23 protein-coding genes are annotated in these 19,631 nt (G+C 67.5%); 10 read left to right on the forward strand and 13 right to left on the reverse strand.

What is annotated here, in order from left to right; all coding sequences use genetic code 11:
• Positions 1 to 6: 6 nt before the first annotated feature.
• Positions 7 to 1,218 carry an MFS transporter gene (locus AC5Y5V_RS14665; RefSeq protein WP_499936443.1) on the reverse strand — a complete coding sequence of 404 codons (1,212 nt, stop codon included), beginning with the start codon at positions 1,216 to 1,218 and terminating at the stop codon, positions 7 to 9.
• An 89-nt stretch (positions 1,219 to 1,307) separates the two neighbouring features.
• On the opposite strand from AC5Y5V_RS14665, the gene AC5Y5V_RS14670 reads away from it, so the two are divergent.
• The 3 genes from AC5Y5V_RS14670 (at position 1,308) to AC5Y5V_RS14680 (ending at position 3,416) form a co-directional block, all read left to right on the forward strand.
• Positions 1,308 to 2,375 carry an amidohydrolase family protein gene (locus tag AC5Y5V_RS14670; protein WP_499936267.1) on the forward strand — a complete coding sequence of 356 codons (1,068 nt, stop codon included), beginning with the start codon at positions 1,308 to 1,310 and terminating at the stop codon, positions 2,373 to 2,375.
• A 12-nt stretch (positions 2,376 to 2,387) separates the two neighbouring features.
• A complete protein-coding gene (locus tag AC5Y5V_RS14675; protein WP_499936271.1) occupies positions 2,388 to 2,783 on the forward strand; it encodes a phage holin family protein in 396 nt (131 codons plus the stop codon).
• Positions 2,784 to 2,993: 210 nt separating this feature from the next.
• The gene (locus tag AC5Y5V_RS14680; RefSeq protein ID WP_499936276.1) at positions 2,994 to 3,416 is read left to right on the forward strand and encodes an anti-sigma factor antagonist; all 423 of its coding nucleotides are present in this window, start codon (positions 2,994 to 2,996) and stop codon (positions 3,414 to 3,416) included.
• Positions 3,417 to 3,446: 30 nt separating this feature from the next.
• On the opposite strand, the gene AC5Y5V_RS14685 is transcribed toward AC5Y5V_RS14680, so the two are convergent.
• Positions 3,447 to 4,409 (reverse strand): FAD-dependent oxidoreductase, encoded by a 963-nt coding sequence (locus AC5Y5V_RS14685; RefSeq protein WP_499936284.1) that lies wholly within the window; start codon positions 4,407 to 4,409, stop codon positions 3,447 to 3,449.
• Positions 4,410 to 4,426: 17 nt separating this feature from the next.
• A complete protein-coding gene (locus tag AC5Y5V_RS14690) occupies positions 4,427 to 4,930 on the reverse strand; it encodes an Rv1352/Rv1906c domain-containing protein (protein WP_499936287.1) in 504 nt (167 codons plus the stop codon).
• Positions 4,931 to 5,008: 78 nt separating this feature from the next.
• Here AC5Y5V_RS14690 and AC5Y5V_RS14695 point away from each other — a divergent pair, with 78 nt between their 5' ends.
• A complete protein-coding gene (locus AC5Y5V_RS14695) occupies positions 5,009 to 5,503 on the forward strand; it encodes a CHAP domain-containing protein (RefSeq protein WP_499936291.1) in 495 nt (164 codons plus the stop codon).
• Between the two features lie 15 nt (positions 5,504 to 5,518).
• Here AC5Y5V_RS14695 and AC5Y5V_RS14700 read toward each other — a convergent pair whose 3' ends face one another.
• The 3 genes from AC5Y5V_RS14700 to AC5Y5V_RS14710 all read right to left on the reverse strand — a co-directional run bounded on the left by AC5Y5V_RS14700 (position 5,519) and on the right by AC5Y5V_RS14710 (position 7,705).
• Positions 5,519 to 6,511 carry an MBL fold metallo-hydrolase gene (locus AC5Y5V_RS14700; RefSeq protein WP_499936293.1) on the reverse strand — a complete coding sequence of 331 codons (993 nt, stop codon included), beginning with the start codon at positions 6,509 to 6,511 and terminating at the stop codon, positions 5,519 to 5,521.
• Between the two features lie 67 nt (positions 6,512 to 6,578).
• Positions 6,579 to 7,073, reverse strand: a complete 495-nt coding sequence (locus AC5Y5V_RS14705; RefSeq protein WP_499936295.1) for an SRPBCC family protein — start codon at positions 7,071 to 7,073, stop codon at positions 6,579 to 6,581.
• Complete coding sequence (locus tag AC5Y5V_RS14710) at positions 7,073 to 7,705, reverse strand: nitroreductase family protein (RefSeq protein ID WP_499936299.1); 633 nt, start codon at positions 7,703 to 7,705, stop codon at positions 7,073 to 7,075. Before AC5Y5V_RS14710 ends, AC5Y5V_RS14705 begins: the two co-directional genes overlap by 1 nt.
• A gap of 135 nt (positions 7,706 to 7,840) precedes the next feature.
• On the opposite strand from AC5Y5V_RS14710, the gene AC5Y5V_RS14715 reads away from it, so the two are divergent.
• Complete coding sequence (locus AC5Y5V_RS14715) at positions 7,841 to 8,614, forward strand: hypothetical protein (RefSeq protein WP_499936303.1); 774 nt, start codon at positions 7,841 to 7,843, stop codon at positions 8,612 to 8,614.
• Between the two features lie 71 nt (positions 8,615 to 8,685).
• Here the strand turns inward: AC5Y5V_RS14715 and AC5Y5V_RS14720 are convergent, their stop codons facing one another.
• Positions 8,686 to 9,294 (reverse strand): TetR/AcrR family transcriptional regulator, encoded by a 609-nt coding sequence (locus tag AC5Y5V_RS14720; RefSeq protein WP_499936307.1) that lies wholly within the window; start codon positions 9,292 to 9,294, stop codon positions 8,686 to 8,688.
• Positions 9,295 to 9,331: 37 nt separating this feature from the next.
• Here AC5Y5V_RS14720 and AC5Y5V_RS14725 point away from each other — a divergent pair, with 37 nt between their 5' ends.
• A complete protein-coding gene (locus AC5Y5V_RS14725) occupies positions 9,332 to 10,909 on the forward strand; it encodes a phytoene desaturase family protein (RefSeq protein WP_499936311.1) in 1,578 nt (525 codons plus the stop codon).
• 35 nt (positions 10,910 to 10,944) lie between these two features.
• Here AC5Y5V_RS14725 and AC5Y5V_RS14730 read toward each other — a convergent pair whose 3' ends face one another.
• From AC5Y5V_RS14730 to AC5Y5V_RS14750, 5 genes are all read right to left on the reverse strand, one after another.
• Positions 10,945 to 11,502 carry a YbhB/YbcL family Raf kinase inhibitor-like protein gene (locus AC5Y5V_RS14730; protein ID WP_499936314.1) on the reverse strand — a complete coding sequence of 186 codons (558 nt, stop codon included), beginning with the start codon at positions 11,500 to 11,502 and terminating at the stop codon, positions 10,945 to 10,947.
• 39 nt (positions 11,503 to 11,541) lie between these two features.
• Complete coding sequence (locus AC5Y5V_RS14735; RefSeq protein WP_499936318.1) at positions 11,542 to 11,988, reverse strand: SRPBCC family protein; 447 nt, start codon at positions 11,986 to 11,988, stop codon at positions 11,542 to 11,544.
• 68 nt (positions 11,989 to 12,056) lie between these two features.
• Complete coding sequence (locus AC5Y5V_RS14740; RefSeq protein WP_499936323.1) at positions 12,057 to 13,061, reverse strand: zinc-binding dehydrogenase; 1,005 nt, start codon at positions 13,059 to 13,061, stop codon at positions 12,057 to 12,059.
• Positions 13,062 to 13,099: 38 nt separating this feature from the next.
• Positions 13,100 to 14,122: a hypothetical protein gene (locus AC5Y5V_RS14745; RefSeq protein ID WP_499936328.1), complete on the reverse strand. Its 1,023-nt coding sequence runs from the start codon at positions 14,120 to 14,122 to the stop codon at positions 13,100 to 13,102.
• 30 nt (positions 14,123 to 14,152) lie between these two features.
• Complete coding sequence (locus AC5Y5V_RS14750) at positions 14,153 to 14,863, reverse strand: hypothetical protein (RefSeq protein ID WP_499936331.1); 711 nt, start codon at positions 14,861 to 14,863, stop codon at positions 14,153 to 14,155.
• Positions 14,864 to 14,913: 50 nt separating this feature from the next.
• Between AC5Y5V_RS14750 and AC5Y5V_RS14755 the strand changes: the two genes are divergently transcribed.
• A complete protein-coding gene (locus AC5Y5V_RS14755; RefSeq protein ID WP_499936334.1) occupies positions 14,914 to 15,627 on the forward strand; it encodes an MBL fold metallo-hydrolase in 714 nt (237 codons plus the stop codon).
• A 7-nt stretch (positions 15,628 to 15,634) separates the two neighbouring features.
• On the opposite strand, the gene AC5Y5V_RS14760 is transcribed toward AC5Y5V_RS14755, so the two are convergent.
• Complete coding sequence (locus AC5Y5V_RS14760) at positions 15,635 to 16,003, reverse strand: hypothetical protein (RefSeq protein ID WP_499936336.1); 369 nt, start codon at positions 16,001 to 16,003, stop codon at positions 15,635 to 15,637.
• Between the two features lie 229 nt (positions 16,004 to 16,232).
• On the opposite strand from AC5Y5V_RS14760, the gene aceA reads away from it, so the two are divergent.
• The 3 genes from aceA to AC5Y5V_RS14775 all read left to right on the forward strand — a co-directional run bounded on the left by aceA (position 16,233) and on the right by AC5Y5V_RS14775 (position 19,591).
• Positions 16,233 to 18,533 carry an isocitrate lyase ICL2 gene (aceA, locus tag AC5Y5V_RS14765; RefSeq protein WP_499936340.1) on the forward strand — a complete coding sequence of 767 codons (2,301 nt, stop codon included), beginning with the start codon at positions 16,233 to 16,235 and terminating at the stop codon, positions 18,531 to 18,533.
• A gap of 176 nt (positions 18,534 to 18,709) precedes the next feature.
• On the forward strand, positions 18,710 to 18,910 hold the full coding sequence (locus tag AC5Y5V_RS14770) for a hypothetical protein (RefSeq protein ID WP_499936345.1): 201 nt from the start codon (positions 18,710 to 18,712) through the stop codon (positions 18,908 to 18,910).
• A 273-nt stretch (positions 18,911 to 19,183) separates the two neighbouring features.
• The gene (locus tag AC5Y5V_RS14775) at positions 19,184 to 19,591 is read left to right on the forward strand and encodes a hypothetical protein (protein ID WP_499936349.1); all 408 of its coding nucleotides are present in this window, start codon (positions 19,184 to 19,186) and stop codon (positions 19,589 to 19,591) included.
• Positions 19,592 to 19,631 lie beyond the last annotated feature (40 nt).

Below are 19,631 nucleotides of genomic sequence, written 5' to 3' on the forward strand. Positions count from 1 at the left end.
GCTCGGCTAAGTCGCTCCCTTTGGCAGGAAAGAACTCTCGGCGGTGCCGAACTGAATCCCGGTGGCGTCCTTGCCAATCAGCGTAAGGCCCGCGACAGCGATCAACACCGGAATGATCGTCACGGCCAGTGCGAACGGGTAGCCGTGCGTCTCGGCCAGGTGTTCCTGGATCGGCAGATTGAACGCGGCCAGCAGGTTACCCAGCTGGTAGGTCACGCCGGGGTAGAGCCCGCGAATGGCGTCCGGCGACATCTCGGTGAGGTGTGCGGGGATCACGCCCCACGCGCCCTGCACGCAGATCTGCATCAGAAACGAGCCCAGGCACAACATCGCCGCGGTCCGCGAGAACGCGAACAGCGGCACGATCGGCAGACCCAGCAGGGCACAGAACACCACGGTGTAGCGGCGGCTGAACCGCTGCGACAGCGTGCCGAAGAACAGGCCGCCGATGATCGCACCGACGTTATAAACCACCACGATCAACTTGACGGTCGAACTGGCCAGCCCCGCGCCCTGGTTGGCCGTCGCATGCAGGAACGTCGGGTAGACGTCCTGGGTGCCGTGGCTCATCCAGTTGAACGCGGTCATCAGCGCAACCAGGTAGAAGAACCGGCGCACGACGGCGCCGTTGCGCAGCACATCGCGGATCCGGGTGCTGGTCAGCTTCATCCGGTCCTGGGCCGCTTCCCACACCTCGGATTCCTGCACGCGGTACCGGATGATCAGGCTGATCAGCGCCGGCACGATCGACAGCCCGAATAACCAGCGCCACGACAGGTGCAGCCAATCCATCACCACCAGCGCCGCCACGCTGGCCAGCAGGTAGCCGAACGCGTAGCCCTCCTGCAGCAGCCCGGAGAAGAAGCCGCGCCGCTCGACGGGGACCTTCTCCATCGCCAGCGCGGCACCCAGTCCCCATTCGCCGCCCATCCCGATGCCGTACAGCAACCGCAAGATCACCAGCACAGTGAAATTGGGCGCGAACGCACACAGGAACCCGACGATCGAGTAGAAGATCACGTCCACCATCAGCGGCAGGCGCCGGCCGACCCGGTCGGCCCACAGCCCGAAGATCAGGGCGCCGACGGGCCGCATCATCAGCGTGGCGGTGGTCAGGAATGCGACCTCGGCCTTGCTGTGGCCGAACGTCTTGGCGATATCGGCGTAGACGAACACCACGATGAAGTAGTCGAAGGCGTCCATGGTCCACCCGAGCATCGCTGCGACGAACGAATTGCGTTGGTCACCGGTGATCTTTTGCGTTGCCACGTCAGCATCGTTGCCTAGCGCGAGTAAGTTCGCCAGATATGCGGATCATCGACGCCGACGGACACGTCGCCGAGAACCCGACGCTGGCCGCCGAAGCGCTCAAGCGCTGGCCCGAGCACGTCAGCATCAGCACCGAGGAGCGGCCCCGGCTCGTGATCGAGGGCCGCCGGTACCCCGAGGACGAGGGACCGGGCGCCGGCTGTCCGGTCCAGCACGGCATCACCAAGGCGGCTGGCCTTAACTGCGCCACCGCGGAGGGCATGCTGGGCGACGCCGACCGCGACCACCTCGACACGATGGTGCTCTATCCCAGTCTCGGGCTGTGCGTGCCCAGCCTCGAAGAGCCCGAGTTCGCTGCCGGTTTCGCGCGGCTCTACAACCAGTGGATCGCCGACTTCTGCGCGCCGACGGGCGGCCGGTTGCGGGGCGTCGCCGTGACACCCGTCGAACACGGCCACGTGGCCATCGACATCATGCGCGAGGCCAAGGACCTGGGCCTGGTCGCGACCCTGGTGCCGCCGGCCCTGAAGACCCGCAACCTCGACCACCCCGACCTCGACCCGTTCTACGCCGCCGCCGTGGACTTGCAGATGCCGCTGGGCATCCACGGCGCACCCGGCGTGCACCTGCCCAAGATCGGCGTCGACCGGTTCACCAACTACATTCAGGTGCACTGCGTCAGTTTCCCGTTCGACCAGATGACGGCGATGACGGCGATGGTCTCCGGCGGGGTGTTCGAGCGGCATCCGCAGCTGCGGGTCGCCTTCCTGGAGGCCGGCGCGGGGTGGGTGCCGTTTTTCATGGACCGACTGCACGAGCACTACGAAAAGCGGGGCGACTGGGTCGAGCGTGGCTGGCGCCGCGACCCGCACGAATACCTGAAGGCAGGCAACATCTGGGTCACCTGCGAGCCCGAGGAGCCGATCCTGCCCGGTGTGATCGACGTGCTCGGCGACGACTTCATCATGTTCGCCAGCGACTACCCCCATTGGGACGGAGAGTGGCCCGAAAGCACGAAACATCTGCGCACCCGCCCCGATATCAGCGAACAATCCCGAGAAAAGATCGGCGGCCGTAATGCGCAACGCTTTTACAGCCTGAACTGAAAGGATCGACGTATGGGCCCCTTCCTGCTGCGTGCCGCGTTAACCGGACTCGCCCTTTGGCTGGTCACACTGTTTGTCAAAGGCCTGCATTTCGTCGGCTATCACAACGACGCGCAGAAGATCGGCGTCATCTTCGCCGTCGCGGTGGTCTTCGGGCTGGTCAATGCGTTCGTCAAGCCGATAGTGCAGATCCTGTCGATCCCGATGTACATCCTGACGCTGGGCCTTTTCCACATCGTCATCAACGGCTTCATGCTGTGGCTCACCGCCTGGATCACCGAGCACACCACGCATTGGGGACTGCAGGTCGACCACTTCTGGTGGGACGCAATCTGGGCGGCGATCCTGCTGTCGATCGTGAGCTGGATCCTGTCGTTGGTGACGCGGCGGATCCGGCGAAGCACCTAAAACTCGATCGCCCGACCACCGCCTCTGACCTCCGAATTTCGGTAGTTGACAGCGCTGGTTGTCAGCCCTTGTTGCACATATGCTTAGCAACACCGCGAAAACGGGCATACCTTTCCCATGACGCAACGCCGCTGGTGGCCCTTCTGGCACACAGGAAGGCGTCACCTATATGCACCCCCCGCACCACGTAAAGACGGGAACCCGCACAGGATGGACGCTGTTGGGATCGGCGCATTTCCCGCCCGTTCGAGCACGCGGTTACGCCCACATTTCGGTGACACCCAGAGTGGTCTCCGGGCATTCACCGAATGCAGTGGCTCCGCGGTCGTCGTTCACGTGGGCGGTGATATCGACGCCAGCAACGAGAATTCCTGGCAGCGGTTGCTGAGCCGCAGCGCATCCATCGCGATCGCACCGGGTCCATTCGTGATCGACGTCCGCGAACTCGAGTTCATGGGGTCCTGTGGCTACGCCGTGCTGGCCCAGGAGGCCGAACGCTGTGAGCAGCGCGGTGTCCTGCTGCGACTGGTCACCAGTCAGCCGGTGGTGGCGCAGACCATCGCCGCGTGCGGACTGCATCAACTGCTGCCCATGTATTCCTCGGTGGACAACGCGCTGTCGCCCACCGGCTAACAGCTCCGGCCGCCCAACGTGCGGCCAGCTTCACGTTCCGGCGATCAGACGCAGCACGTCGCGCGCGCATCCCCACGACAACGTCACCCCGTTGCCGCTGTGGCCGTAGTTGTGGATGCAACGGGCCCGCCCGAGCGACTCGGCCTCCACCCGCACCGTCGGCCGGTCTGGCCGTAGTCCCGTGATCGTCTCGAGCACCTCCGCGTCGGCCAGCCGAGGCTGGATCCGACGGCAGCGCTGCAGGATGCGATTGGTCAGCGCAGGATCGGGAGTGAGGTTCCAGCGGTCAGCGATGCTGATGCCGCCGCACACTACGCGCCGCGGGTGCGGGAAGTAGCAGGTCCACTCCGGGTCGCTGTCGATCTGCAGAAAGAGTTGCCGCAAACCGGGATTGGACAGCACGACGTGTTGACCGAACCGCGGGCGAACTGAATCGTCGCCGGTCAGCGCCCCGGCGGCCAGCCCGGCGCAGTTCACCACGATCGGCGCGGCGTCGGCGGCCTCGGTCAGCGAGCGCACTGGTCGGATCTCGATTTCGCAGCCGGCCGCGGCCAATCTCCCGGTGAGGTAGTCGAGGTAGTGCGGCATGTCGATCATCGGCACGGTGGCGTGAAACCCGACGCGGAAACCGTCGGGGACGTCACCGGCATCGGCCGGACGCAGGTCGGGAATCAGATGAGCCGCGGACGACATCGCGTCGTCACCGGTCAGATCGCCGACAGTCAGCGCGGGCGCCAACTGCACGCCGGTGGCGGGGTCCTGTGCCAGCTCACGGAACACCCCCAGCGATTCCGCGGACCAGGCCAGCGTCTCGGCGGCACGTTTGCCCGGCCGCGGGGGAACCCACACCGCGCCCGCCACCGCCGACGTCGTCTGTCGCGGCGGCGCGGCCGTCCACACGCGCACCGGCCATCCCGTTTCGGCCAGACACAGCGCAGAAGTCAAACCGCTCACGCCGGCACCGATCACGACCACCTGCTGGGGGGCCGTCATGGCGGAATCGGGGCCCGTCAGGTCCCCGGCACTCGCTGGCCGTTGGGGCCGAGCAGGCCGTTGAGGGCGCCCAGGTCACCTTGGAGCTGGGCTCCGGCGATGGGTCCGGGCACGGCCGGCGGTGCCGCCGCGCCAGGGGTGTTCTGCCAGGGCTGGCAGCCGTTGGTCTTGAATGCCTTGTCGGTCGCTTCGATCTGCACTACCTGCGGCTTCTTGCTCAGCGCATTGTCGATGAGGTTGCCGTCGGGGTTGCCCAACCGCTTCCAGTAACAGGTGCCGTTGCCGACCGGTCCGCCGGAGCTGTAGGTGCCCGGCGCGATGTCCTTGCCGACCAGGTAGGTGCCGTCGTGGTCCATAGCAGGCTTGGGTGCGGCGGCGGGCGCCGGTGCGGGACCCGGCGGGGGCCCGGACGGCGACGGCTCCGGATCCGCGCCGGCGACTCCCGCGGACGCGACCGCGCCCGCGACCAGCAGCCCCGCCGCCAAAAGCCTCTTCGCATCCGAAGCCGACTTGAACCACATAGCGAACAGGTTACCGGGATGAGCAGCCCATTTCGAATCCGCTGAAACGAATGGTGGCCGCGCGGCGACAAAACCAACGTGAACGCGCCGACGCGTTGGTGCCGCAGAGTTGTGGCCGCCGTTGCGATGGGCTGCGTGCTCTCGCTGGCCACACCGTCGGATGCGAGCGCCGATCGGACCAAAGGCGCCACGACCGACCGCAACCCCCTCGGCGGCTACGAGGGGTACTGCACCTGGGGCGCCCAGGAGCAGATACACGAGCACACCGGCTACTACGCAAAAGCACTCACCGGAAACGCCACCGACTGGGCCGACCAGGCCAGGGCGGCGGGCTGGACGGTGGTCAGCGACCCGGAGCCGCACTCGATCGCCGTCTACAGCACAGCGCTGGTCGGGGGCTACGGACACGTCGCCTGGGTCGACGCCGTCAGCGGCAACCGCATCACGCTCATCGAGATGAACAACGGCACCGGGGCGAGCGAGGCCAACGGATTCCGCTCGACGGGCTTCAACGAATTCGACGTGCTCACCACCGAAGCCTGGCCGGGGATGAGCTTCATCCTGATCCCCTGAGGCGTGCCGCCGGACTCACGCGTCCGCGAAACGGTAACTGGTCCCCACGGCGGATTGGCTCACCCGGTCGCCGTACGCGTCGGCCAGCGCATGGACAGCCCGCCAACCCGTGCAATGGCCGGCGATGATGTGACGAATCCCGAACGGCGCCAAGGCCTGCACCGTCTGGCCGATGATGCGTTCCATCACCCCGCCCAGGTGCAAACCACCCATCACCGCATGTATCGGGATGCCGGGAAAGCGGCGGTTCACCTCGGTGCACACGTTGACGATGCCGGCGTGCGAGCACGCGCTGAAGACGATCAGCCCCAGGCCGCGCACATGCGCCACCAACATCCTTTCGTCCAGCAGCAGGGGATCGGGCTCCCAGGCGGCGTCGTCGGCGGTACGGCAAAGGTGATCCGACCGGCCCTTCTCGAACGCACTGACCCGTGGAATCTCGCCGCTGTAGTAGAAATGGCCCTCGAGCAGGCTGCGTTCGCCGGCGTCGTCGACCACGACAGCGCCGTGGGCCCGCATCTGCGCGGGTGTCGGGACCTTTTCGGTCGGCATGACCAGCCCGTCCGCGAGCGTCACCGCGCGTTCCCGGAACATCAGCGGGTTGACATGAACGGTCACCGACCCGCGCTGCGCGACGATCGAATCGATCGCGTCGACGAGCGCGCCCATGTGGTCCCAATGGCCGTGGGTGACCGCGATGTCCTCCACGTCGCCAAGGCGGATGCCGAGGCTGGCGCAGTTGCGCAGGAAGGCCGCACCCTCCGTGCCGGTGTCGAACAGGATCACGTGTTCCACGGACCCGACCCTCGACGTCAACCGCAGGCCGTAGCCCAGGTTGGCGACCAGCAGGTTTCGACCCGAAATCACGGTGGCGCCGGCGTCCACCACGTTCGCGAACTCGGACGTGGCGAACGGCGTCTTGGTCACATAGTTGTCGCTGACGTTGTCGCTGAGGACTTCGACAACCAGGGAATCGAGCGGAACAAGCACGTCAGCGTCCTCGGCCATGACGGCACCTTCCCATGCCGGTCTCACCGGGGGCTGCGTTTTCGCCGTCCTGCCCGAATCGGCGCGCTCAGGGCAGCCGCCGCACCTGCCCGGCATAGGCCAGCGCATGCTCGTACGTCTTGAGGTTGTCGCGCGAAATCTTCGCGTGCACAGGACGTTCCAGGAAGAACCGCAGCACGGGGTGGTAGGCGTGATACGTCTCGTGGAAGGTCAGCACCGTGCTGCCGTCGGGCTGTTCCTCGAGCTCGTGGTAGCCCTCCGCACGCGACCACAGCGGCGCGCCGACGGCCACGTAGCGGGACAGCTTGTGCATCTTGGCCTCGGTCACGGTCTCCCAGGACCGCGCCCGACCGCCGGAGAGCAGGTATTTGGGCACCTCGTAGATGCAGGTGCGGACCAGGCCCTCACCGGCTTCGTCACCCTCGTGCAGGATCTCCATGCTGCCGCCAGGCCACTCGAGGACCCGCGGGCGCGGCGAGTTCGGCGGCGCCGGGGGATGCAGCACTCGCCACACCTTCCTCGGGGGCGCATCGACGTGGAAGCGCACGGTGTAGGACTGCATCAGCCCGGATCACCCCAGGCATCCCAGTACGTGATGCTCTCGGCGGGCGGCCGGGCGGCAGGCCGGAAGTCGGTGCCGATCGTGTAGGCCACCGGGAACAGCGCGGCCTGCGTCACGGTCGGCGGGATGCCGAGCAACGCGGCCACCTCCTGCTCCTTGAACAGGTGCATCGTCGTCCACACCGATCCCAGCCCGCGCGACCGGAGTGCGAGCAGAAAGCTCCAGCCCGCCGGAATGATCGACGCCCAGGCCGCCGCGGCGATGCCCAGCTCGGCGGTGTCGATGCGGCGGTCCAGGCAGGGGATGACGTGTACCGGAACCTGGGCCAGCGTGTCGGTCAGGCTCATTGCGCTCTGATACACGCGCCGCGTCTGCGGATCTGTCGCGCTGTTGGCGGCGTAGGCCAGATACTGCTCGCCGATGCTGCGGTACACGTCGGCGATCGCGGCGCGCTTGCCCGGGTCGGTGATCACCAACCACCGCCAGTCCTGGGCATTGCTGGCCGTCGGCGCCTGCATCGCCAGCCGGATGCACTCGAGGATGACCTCGCGGCTGACCGGCCGGGACAGGTCCAGCCGTTTGCGCACCGACCGCGTCGTGGTGAGCAGTTCGTCAACCGATGCAATGTCCACTCGAACCTCAGCTGTCGTCGATGTCTAAGCGTGAGCAAACCAGATTTTCGGCGCAGCTGTCTACGGTGCTGAACCCAGCGCCGCCGCGCCTACGTAGGTCATAGAAGGCGCACACGTGGCCCCGAGTCGACAGGCGTGACCACCGGGGATACCGTCCGTAGCAACGAAGAGCGTTCGGAGCAGAGCGCCTTGCATCCGGGAGGGCTCGGCGTGCTGTTCATGCACGAGGTACACAAAGTGCGCGGGCGCGCCGAAGACGACTTCGAGGCCGCTTACCGGGACGGCTGGATGCCGATGCTCGCCGACGGTGACGACGCCCGATTGCTCTGGTACGCCGATCACGCGCAGGGCAGCGGACCCGCCTATACCGTCGTCACCGTCACCGCGATCCAGGGCGGGGCGGCCTGGGAGCGCCTGGCCCTGCGCGTGCAGCAGGGCGACCTGCAGAAGTGGGTGCGCCGCGTGGACGAACTCCGCCACGACGTCGAGGCCAAGCTGCTGGTCCCGCTGCCGTGGTCGCCGCTGCAGGACGTGTCGCTGCGCGAGGTGCCGGTCGACGGGCGCGAGCACGAACTGAGCCTCTACATGGAAGACACCATGTGGCCCTACCAGGACAAGTTCGAGGAGTACATCGAACGCTGCGGCCTGGTGTACGCCAAGAGCCTCGAGCGCCCCTCGGCGATGATGTCGATCCAGGCGGCTTTCCAGCCGGCGCTGGGCAGCCATCTGCGCCGCGAGGTGACGTTGATGCAGCGCATCCGCCGCCCGGAGGCGCTCCTCGAGCTGCTGCGCAGCCACGTCCCGCCGGAACACCGCGCCCCCGGCACCTGGCTGCACGACGCGCTGGACCTGCGCGATCAGTGGACCAGCCGGCTGCTGCGCACGTCCGCCTGGTCACCCCTGTACTGAGCGTCAGCGACCGCCGGCAAGCGCGACACGTCGTTGCGCCGCGGACTGATCCGGCTGGCCGCCGACACCCATTAGGTCAGCGACGCCAGGCCCGAGCGCACCAGGTCCAGGCTCGTCGCCACCAGTTCCCCGAGGTCGCCGTCGCACCCGCTGCGGCCCCAATGCTCCACCGCCGCAACGAGAGCCGCCGCCAGCGTGGCGCCCGCGACCTCGGCGGTCAGGTCGGGGTTCGGCGCCTGGGGGTGCCGGCCGCGGACGAATTCCGTCAGCACCCGCGCGAACGACGACTGCACCACCCGCAGATGGCCCGCGATACGCTCCGCGCTGATCAGCTCCGCACGCGCCGTCGCCGCTTGGCGGACCAGCTCCAGGTCGTGGGGGAAGGCGGCGACGCTGGCCAGCACCGCGTCGAACAGCGGCTCGGTGGCCGGACGCCCGCCCAGCGCCTCGGCCAGCCATTCCAGGTGCGTCTCGTAGTCACCGAAGAGCACCGCCTCCTTGGTGGGGAAGTGGCGGAAGAAGGTGCGCTCGGTGACGCCGGCCTCCTGCGCCAGCTCCGTTACGGTCACATTGGTGAATCCCTTGCGCGCGAAGCTTTTCAGCGCAGCTTGACGAAGCGCCTCGTGGGTGGATCGTCGGCGCAGCTCGTGGCGATTGGTCGGCGCGGTCGGTTCTGACACCTTCCAATCATGTCAGTACTGACATATTGTTGCCACTATGGGCGAGACGGGCTATGACGCGATCGTGGTGGGCGCGGGGCACAACGGGCTGACGGCCGCGGCGATCCTGCAGCGCGCGGGCCTGCGCACGGTGTGCCTGGAAGCCAACACCTACGCCGGCGGAATGGCGGCGACGGTCGAGCTGATCGACGGGTTCCGCTACGAGATCGCGGGCTCTGTGCAGTTCCCGACAGCGAGCCAGATCACCAAGGACCTCGGGCTCGACACGCTGCCCACGGTGGAGCCGGACGTGATGTCGACCAACATCGGCGACCACGGCGAGGAGCCGATGGTCTTCTACCGCGACCCGATGCGGCTGATGGCCCACCTCGGCGAGAAGCACGGCTTCGACGCCGTCACCGGCATGGCCGAGCTGATCGGCTGGAGCCAGGGACCCGCAAAAGCGCTGGGCCGCTTCGATGTTCGCCAGCCACCCAAAACGATCGACGAAATGTATGCCTGCGCGGCCAACGACGCCGAGCGTCGCGCGATCCACGAGATGCTGTTCGGTTCGGCGATGGACGTGATCGACCGGTACCTGCCCGACAAGGACCGGCACGCGGTCATGCGGGGGATGCTCGCCTTCCTGGCCGTCAACTCCACCTATCGCGGGCCGTACACCCCGGGCAGCGCCACATGCCTGGCGTTCGCGCTGGCGGTGCCCCAGGACGATACAGACAGCACCGCGATGATGACCAAACTCAGGGGTGGCATCGGCGCGCTCACCGAACACCTGCGCGAGCTGTTCATCTCGCACGGCGGTGAGATCCGTTTTCGCGCCAGGGTCGAGGAGATCCTGGTCGAGCGCGGCGCGGTGACCGGCGTACGCCTACGGGACGGCTCGACGCTGTCCGCGCCGATCGTCGTGTCCAACCTGTCGCCGGACTGCACGCTCACCGAACTGATCGCCTCCGAACATGTTCCGGCGGAACTCATCTCGCGGGTGTCGGATCGGGATCACCGGGCCTCGTTCGTGCAGATCCACTTCGCGCTGGACGGGCTACCCGAGTTCGCCCCGCCGTACGAGCTGCTCAACGAGGAGGGCATGCAGCAGTCGGTCGGCATCTTCGGCTCCCCGGAAGAGCAACAGCTGCAATGGGAAACCTGCCGCCGGGGCCTCATCCCTGACAACCCGTCGATGGGAATGCAGATACCGTCGGTGCACGATCCGGCGATGGCCCCACCCGGCAAGCACGCCGCCAGCGCCTACGCCTACGCGTTTCCCGTGGAAGCCAGTCGGAATCAACATGGGCACCTGAAAAACGAGATGGCACAGCGGGTCATCGACAAGATCACGCGGCTAGCCCCGAACTTCAAGGACATCGTGATACGTCACATCACCTTTGCGCCGTATCACATGAACACCATGTTCGGTGCCCCCGCCGGCGACTTCTGCCACGGCCTGCTGCACCCGGATCTGATGGGCCCCAACCGCCCCGGCCCCAAGGGCTTCCTCGACATGGCGATTCCGATCGACGGTCTCTACCTCGGCGGCGCGGGCTGCCATGGCGGCCCGGGGATCACCTTCACGCCGGGCTACAACGCGGGTTATCAGGCGCTGGACGACGCGTCCTAGCGGCGGTTGTCAAAGCCTTATTCGTACAACCTGATTCACCCGTGCAGCGCGAGTTCGAAGGTCCCGGTGAGCTGGGCATGCCCGGTCGCGGCGCCGGCAATCGTCTGGGCCGCCTGGGCGCCGGCCACGTGGCCGGGGATCTTGTAGTCGTTGGGCAGCTGATACAGCGTGAACCGGTAGTGGTGCACACCACTGCCCGCCGGCGGGCAGGGACCGCTATAAGACTTCTGCGCCTTGGTATTCGGCAGCACCTTGCCCCCACCGGGAATCTGCCCCTCCGGGACGCTGCCCGGGCCGGGAGGAATTCCCGTCACGATCCAGTGGACGTACGCCCCGCCCGCGGAGTCCGGGTCGTCCACGACCAGGGCCGCACCCGTCGGCGCCGACCAGGCCAACGGCGGCGAAATATTGGTCCCTTTGCAGGTGTACTGCACCGGAATCGCGGCGCCGTCGGCGAACGCTGGGCTGGTGATCGTCAACGGCACGTCGGCGGGCGCCGCCGCGGCGGGCCCGACGGGACCACCGAGGCCGAGCACCGCCAGAAGTGCCAGCCCCGCACCGAGCCCTCCGATGCGCCGAGATGCATTACCCATGGAGGACAGTCTTGCTGACCGCGATTCGCATCGCCAGCGCTACTTGGCGCGCTTTTTCTGCTCCAGCACCCGCTTGCGCAGGCCCTTGGTGGCCAGGTCCATGATTCCCTTGGTTCCCTGCTTGATCAGGAATCCAGGGACCGGGATGGTGAGGTCGATCATCAGGTCGAAGTGGACCTTGGTGGAATCGCCCTGCGGGGTAAGCGTGTACCGGCCCTCCTGCGCGCGTTGCCCTTTGGCGCTGACCAGCGTCCAGCTCACCCCGTCGTCTTCGGACGCATAAGCCAGTACCTGCTCGTCAGGAATGCCCACGACTTTGACGACCTGCTTGGCCAGGAGCGGACGGCCCTCCTCGTCGCGCTCCAAGACTTCGACCGACTTGGTCGTCGGGAACCACTCGGGCAACTTTTCGAGGTCGTACAAGACGTCCAGGATCTCGTCCGGGGTGGCTTCGATGACGATGTCGCGGTTATCTCTGACTGCCATTGCGCAGATATTGCCAGATTCGCGGTGCCAAAAACACCGTGCGGGCCTAGGGCCGGCCTAGGGTTTGCCTAGGGCACCAGCACCACCTTGCCGAAGTTTTCCCGTGCGGCCAGGATTCGGTGTGCCTCGGGCGCTTCGGCGAACGGCACGGCCGCATGAACGATCGGGTCGGCCGTTCCGTCGTTGAGCGCCTCGGCCAGCGGCGTGATCCACGGTTCCAGCGTGCCGCGATCGTCCCACAGTCGCAGCATGTTCAGGCCGATGACGGTCTTCGAGTCAGAGAGTTGGTCGAGCAGATTGAAGCCGCGCAGCATCGCCAGGGCATGCGGCGCCGCCTTGCGCAGCGAGCGCTTTTCGCCCTCCTGCATGTTCGAAACCCCGTAGCCCACAAGCCGTCCACCCGGGCGCAGCAGATCATAGGAGCGGCGCAGCGACGTGCCGCCCAGCGCGTCGAGCACCACGTCGTAGGGCTCAAGACCCTTCCACCAGCCGTCGCGGCGGTAATCGATCGCGCGGTCCACGCCCAGCTCGGTCAGCCGCTGATGCTTTCCAGGGGAAGCAGTGCCATGCACGACGGCCCCGCCGGCCTTGGCGAACTGGATCGCCGCGGTGCCCACCCCGCCTGCCGCGGCGTGGATCAGGACCCGCTCGCCGGGGCGCAACGACCCGTAGCCGTGCAGCCCGGCCCAGGCCGTCGCGTAGTTGACCGGAACCGCCGCGCCCTGTTCGAAGCTCAGCGCATCGGGCAGCGGCACCGAGTCACTCGCGGCGACGTTGACGATTTCGGCGTACCCGCCGAACCGCGTGCCGGCCAGGACCCGCTGGCCCACCCGGGCTTTATCGACGCCGTCGCCGACGGCGTCGACGGTCCCGGCCACCTCATAACCGACCACCGCCGGAAGCTTCGGCGCATCGGGATACAAACCGACGCGGGCGAGGTGGTCGGCGAAGTTCACACCGGCGGCCCGGACCGCGATCCGCAGCTGCCCGGGACCCGGCGGCGGCGGGTCGGGCCGCTGCTGCACCCGCAAGACGGACGGGTCGCCGTGCTTGGTGATGACAACTGCACGCACTATTGCCTCCTCGAGCCGGGCGCCGCCTCGACGCGGGCTTAGTTAGCGTACGGGTCCGCGTTGCCGGCGACGACCACTTCGTCGCCGGACGCGGCGTCGGCCGGCAGCAGCGGCTGGATGCCGTATTCGGCGCGCAGTTCGTCGAGGTCGCGCGGGGCCGCGGCCCAGAAATCCCAATCCTCGGACAGCACGTCGGTGGTGGTCGACGCGCCGCGCTGCCAGCTGATCAGGAATTTGATCGGGTCCAGCGCGCCCTGCTGGGCTCCGATGCCGTTGACTTCGTGGCCCACATGCCATTCGAAGATCACCGGCAGGATGTGCGCCCGCAGCGCGTCCCGCCGGTGCATCGCGCCGGTGAACGTGCTGACCAGCAGCTCGCCCTGGATCGAGGTGCCGTAGCCCGACAACACGTGCAGGCCGTCGTGCGGAACGGCGAAAAGTTCTGTGAAGGCGTCTGTTTCACCGGGAAAGGCAAACCCGTGCTTGCGGAAATGGGCCCAGAACTGATGGCCGTAGCTACGCTTGGGCAGCTCCTCGAGCGCCCAGAACCGGGCGGCCAGCCGCTTGTCCTCGTCGGTCTGCGCCGTATAGGGCGTCATCGGCGCAAGCACGTCGTCGGGGGTACCCCAACCCGGGAACGTCGAGCGGTTGCGACGTGTCATGTCGGCCATCGCCCATGCCAGATGTCCGCGCGCCACCTGCAGGATGTCGCGCACCCAGCCCGCACGAACGTGCATCGCGTGGGCGTACTCGACCACCTTGCGCAGCCGCTCGGCATCGATGTGTCCGTCAGCCAGTGCGGCGCAGGCGATCAGCGCGGCCGCGTGCTCGGCCAGCTCCCGGTCGGGCCCGACCGCGCGCGCCAGGTCCTGCGGTTCAATGCGCGGCAGCGTGCTCACGTCGACGTGCAGAGCCGGGCGGAACAACAGCCGTCCGGCGGCGACCACGACCCCGTCGCCGCGACCCGAGCGCGGATCGTCGGCAACCGGAATCTGTTGCACCACACGGTGTGCGGCGGCGAGGATCGCGTGGGCCTGCTCGGCGGTCGCGCCCTCAAACATTCCGGTGCGCCATCGCGCCGCCCGGTGTGCTCACGTGCCGGCGTACCACGCCGTTTTCACCGAGCGGTTCTGCGGCGACGGCAGCTGCGGATTGCCGGCGCCCAGCGCGCCCACCTTGACCGACCACATCGGCTGCGACCGGTCGATCGCCGTGCTGCGGGCATCCGGCCCCGATCCGAGTACGTTCAGGTTTGCGTTGTTGCACCCGTAAACGCCTACCAGACCGTCGTCGCGGCCGCCCCAGGCGCCGCCGTTGCGCAGCCGGCATCGCGTGCCGTCCTCGAGTTCCAGCGCAAACGGCTCGGGCGAGGTCGGCGCCTTCACGTGTGAAAGCTCTCCGGTGTAGGTCACGCGGTGCAGCCCTTTGTCCCACGGATCGTTCAGACACAGCAGGGACCCGGGGGTTCCCGCCCAGCACACGTCGGCCGCCGCCGCACTCGGCGCGCAGAAGTAGACGTTGCCGGCCACCGTCGAGGGCGACACCGTGCAGTCGAAGACCTCGGCGACGGTGTTGGGGTCCGAACCGGGCAGCAGCCGGTAACCGTTGGCCGGTTGCCCGTTGGCGTCGACGGCGACGACCATGATGACGTGAGTGCCATTCATTGCGGTCGGATGCAGCGAGCCGCCGTCGTTTGTGGGCATCTTGTTGAAGTGGATCAGCAACCACGTCGCGCCGCCCACGACCACGACCACGAGGGCGATCACCACGAGGATGATCCGGCTCGGAGACTTCCACCCCATGCGCGAATCCTACCGACGCGTCTCGCGCGACTGCGGCCAGCATTCTTTTTATGAATTTCGTTTGGGAACGGTTGGCGGACGGCGTATATCGCTGTCGGCTGCCCTTTTGCGACGTCAGCGTCGGGCTGGTGCGGGGGAGTGCCGGGGCACTGCTCGTCGACACCGGCAGCACACTCGCCGAAGCCGCCGCAACCGAGGCCGACGTTCGGCGGATCACCGGCGGCCCGGTGAGCCATATTGTGTTGACGCACAAGCACTTCGACCATGTGCTCGGCTCGTCGCACTTTGCCGGGGCGGAGGTGTACTGCGCTCCCGAGGTCGCCAGCTACCTCGCGTCGGGCACCGGGCTGATTCGCGACGACGCGCTGAACCACGGCGCGGACGCCGACGAGATCGACCGCGCGATCGCCGCCCTGCGGCCACCGCAGCACGAAATCCACGACGCCGTAATCGATCTCGCCGACCGCCGCGTCACCGTGCGCCACCCTGGCGGTGGCCATACGACCGCGGACCTGGTCGTCGTCGCTCCCGGCACCGACGGTCGGGTCGTCGTGTTCACCGGCGATCTTGTCGAGGAGTCCGCCGACCCCGCCATCGACCGCGACTCGGACCTGGCCGCGTGGCCGGCAACGCTGGACCGGGTGCTGGAGCTCGGCGGACCCGACGGCATCTATGTCCCCGGCCACGGCAGTGCCGTCGACGCGGAATTCGTACGCCGTCAGCGGGATTGGCTGCGACGACAGCCGGGCGGCCGGTCCCGGTAGCCGCCAGCTACTTCGTGGTGCAGGCGGCGATGAACGCGTCCGGGTCGGTCACGCTGAGCACCAGCTTGCTCAGCCGCACCGACCTCACCCAGACCTTCGCCTGGACCGGGGGCTCGATCGTCAGCGCCACCAAGCCATTACGCGACCCGTTGACCAACCAGCGCGAGCCCAGCCCATGCACGCCGGCGCTGAACACCCGCTCGTTGCTCGGTTCGGCCTGCCTGATCGACGCGAGGGGAATGTCGGCGGTGAACGCCCAGCCCATCTTCACGCGCAGGGTTCCGCCCTCGATGCGGAGCTCGCTGTTTTTCGGTCCGAGGCCCACGGGCACCGCCAGGGGGCGGTACCAACTGTCAAAGCGCAATTCCGGCTGCACGGCGGACACACTACTCGCCGCCGGGCCGTTTGGGACCGCTGTGGCGAGACGCCCCGGCAGGTGCCGCGGCCAACCCGCGACCGCCGGCGTCAGCCTCGGTGAAAACAGTTACGGCCCAAGGATTCAACAGTCGAAGCGATGAGTCCCTAGTGACCGATGATTTAATCGCCCGGGCCGGGGATACACTCTGTCAGTCAGCGGAACCGTGCTGAAGAGGGAGCGTAAACCGATGGCCATCGTCGAATCGGACACCGAGGTCCATTCACCTTTCGAACAAAACTTTGACAATGAAGTAGCCGCCACGCAGCGATACATCGACGGCCCGCGGTTTAACGGGATAACCCGCCTCTACACGGCCCGCCAGGTAGTGGAGCAGCGCGGCACCATCCCCACCGACTACACCGTCGCGCGTAATGCGGCAGCGGCGTTCTACGAGCGCCTGCGCGAACTGTTCGCCGAGAAGAAGAGCATCACCACGTTCGGCCCCTACTCGCCGGGCCAGGCCGTGAGCATGAAGCGGATGGGCATCGAGGGCATCTACCTCGGCGGATGGGCGACATCGGCCAAGGGATCGGTCACCGAAGACCCCGGCCCGGACCTGGCCAGTTACCCGCTGAGCCAAGTGCCGGACGACGCGGCGGTGCTGGTGCGCGCGCTGCTCACCGCCGACCGCAATCAGCAGTACCTGCGGCTGAACATGAGCGAACAGCAGCGGGCCACCACCCCGGAGTTCGACTTCCGGCCGTTCATCATCGCCGACGCCGACACCGGCCACGGCGGCGACCCACACGTGCGCAACCTGGTCCGTCGTTTCGTGGAAGTCGGCGTACCGGGTTACCACATCGAGGACCAACGTCCGGGCACCAAGAAGTGCGGCCACCAGGGCGGCAAGGTTCTGGTGCCGTCGGACGAGCAGATCAAGCGCCTCAACGCCGCGCGCTTCCAGCTCGACGTCATGCGGGTGCCCGGCATCATCGTCGCCCGTACCGACGCCGAGGCAGCGAACCTGATCGACAGCCGCGCCGACGAGCGCGACCAGCCCTTCCTGCTCGGCGCCACCAACCTCAAGGTGCCGTCGTACAAGTCGTGCTTCCTGGCGATGGTCCGGCGCTTCTACGAGCTGGGTGTCAAGGACCTCAACGGCCATCTGCTCTACGCGCTCGCCGAGGGTGAGTACGCCGCCGCCACCGCCTGGCTGGAACGGCAGGGCATCATGGGCGTCATCTCCGAGGCCGTCAACGCGTGGCGGGAGAACGAAAAGGGTTCGGTCGACGACCTTTTCGACCATGCCGAGTCGCGGTTCGTGGCGGCCTGGGAGGACGACGCCGGCGTGATGACCTACGCCGAGGCGGTAGCCGAGGTGCTCGATTTCGACCAGAGCGAGGGCGAGCCGGCCGAGATGAGCTCCGACGAGTGGCGCGCGTTCGCCGAGCGGGCGTCGCTCTACACCGCGCGGGCGAAGGCCAAGGAGTTGGGCGTGGACCCGCCGTGGGACTGCGAGCTGACCAAGACCCCCGAGGGCTACTACCAGATCCGCGGCGGGATCCCGTACGCGATTGCCAAGTCGCTCGCGGCGGCGCCGTTCGCCGACATCCTCTGGATGGAGACCAAGACCGCCGACCTCGCCGACGCCAAGCAGTTCGCCGACGCGATCCACGCCGTGTTCCCCGACCAGATGCTGGCCTACAACCTGTCGCCATCGTTCAACTGGGACACCACCGGTATGACCGACGAGGAGATGAAGCAGTTCCCGGCGGAACTGGGCAAGATGGGCTTTGTCTTCAACTTCATCACCTACGGCGGGCACCAGATCGACGGCGTGGCCGCCGAGGAGTTCGCCACCAACCTCAGGCAGGACGGCATGCTGGCGCTGGCTCGGTTGCAGCGCAAGATGCGGCTGGTCGAATCGCCGTACCGCACACCGCAGACGCTGGTCGGTGGTCCGCGCAGCGATGCCGCGCTGTCCGCCTCGTCGGGCCGCACCGCGACCACCAAGGCCATGGGCAAGGGCTCCACGCAGCATCAGCACCTGGTGCAGACCGAGGTGCCCAAGAAGCTGCTGGAGGAGTGGTTGGCGCTGTGGAGCGACCACTACAAGCTGGGTGAGAAGCTCCGCGTGACGCTGCGGCCCCGCCGTGCCGGGTCCGACGTGCTCGAGCTGGGCATCTACGGCACCGGTGACGAGCAGCTGGCCAACGTGGTCGTCGACCCCATCAAGGATCGGCACGGCCGCAGCATCCTGCAGGTGCGCGACCAGAACACCTTTGCCGAGAAGTTGCGGCAGAAGCGGCTGATGACGTTGATCCACCTCTGGCTGGTGCACCGCTTCAAGGCCGACGCGGTGTACTACGTCACGCCCACCGAGGACAACCTGTACCAGACCGAGAAGATGAAGTCGCACGGCATCTTCACCGAGGTCTACCCGGAGGTCGGCGAGATCATCGTCGCCGAGGTGAATCACCCGCGGATCGAAGAGCTGCTCAAGCCTGACCGTGAGGCGCTGCGCCGGCTGATCCTCAAGGAGGGGTAGCGGGCCACCCCTCGCGAGCAGACGCGAAAGCCCCCATTTCGGGACCGAAATGGGGGCTTTCGCGTCTGCTCGGCACAGCACACTATTTAGTGATGCAAGTCTCCCTTGCTGAAACAGTTGCAGACGGATACTGTTTACCCATCGGCAACAAGCTTCAAACAGAGAGGCAGAGCGCAATGACTGGAATCAAGAAAGTGGCCGCGATGTTCGGTGGGGCCGCGGCGATCGCGCTGACGGTCGGGTTCGGCGGCAGCGCCGTCAACACCTTCGCCACGGCGATGACGACCCCGAACCCGGCGTATCACGTGGCTCCCAGCACCGGCGCGCACACCACCGACCTCGCCGCCGGCTGCATCGCCGGCCTGAGCCCCTGCTAGCCGCCCGCATCGGCGGGCCCCGACCAAGGCGACCGCCAGCGCGGCAGGGCCGCGCGCAGCGGGTCGCCGTCAATGAGACTAGGCCGCCGTTGGGTTGCACCCCTCAACCCAACGGCGGCCTAGTGCCTTCTCGGGTTAGACGCCAAAGCGCTCGCACGCACCGCGTGCGGGCGCTTTGGCGTCCTCGGCCGTCCGGGTCCTCATCGTTCCGTTTGCGCCCGCGGGCGACGGGGTAGGCACACTCACGAACTGAACGAGACTTAGGGGAGCCCGATGAGAACTGAAACTCGTACGGCCGCTGCGGTGTTCGGCGGCGCGGCGATGCTTGTCCTGCTGGTCGGCTGCGGCGGTAGCGAGAACAAGGGTCCCAGCAGTTCCACGACCCCGGCGACTCCTACGACGTCGACGTCCGCCCCCGCAACCAGTGGCGCGCCCACGACCGCGCCCGGCACCGGGGGTCCCACCGGCGGCGGCGGACCCAACGGCGGAGGCGGCAGCGTCCCGGGCGGTCCCACCGGCGGTGGCGGCCCGGGCGGCGGAGGCGGCAGCATTCCGGGTGGCCCCACCGGCAGTGGCGGGCCCAACGGCGGGGGCGGCAGCATTCCCGGCGTCGGCGGTGGCGGCGGCGGTCCGGGCGGTGGCGGCGGCTGCGTCGGCACGATCTGCGGGGGCACCCCGTGATCTGAGCCCATACCGGCCAGGTCCGGGGCTGGGGCGGTCA

The organism is Mycobacterium sp. NGS68 (assembly GCF_059812195.1).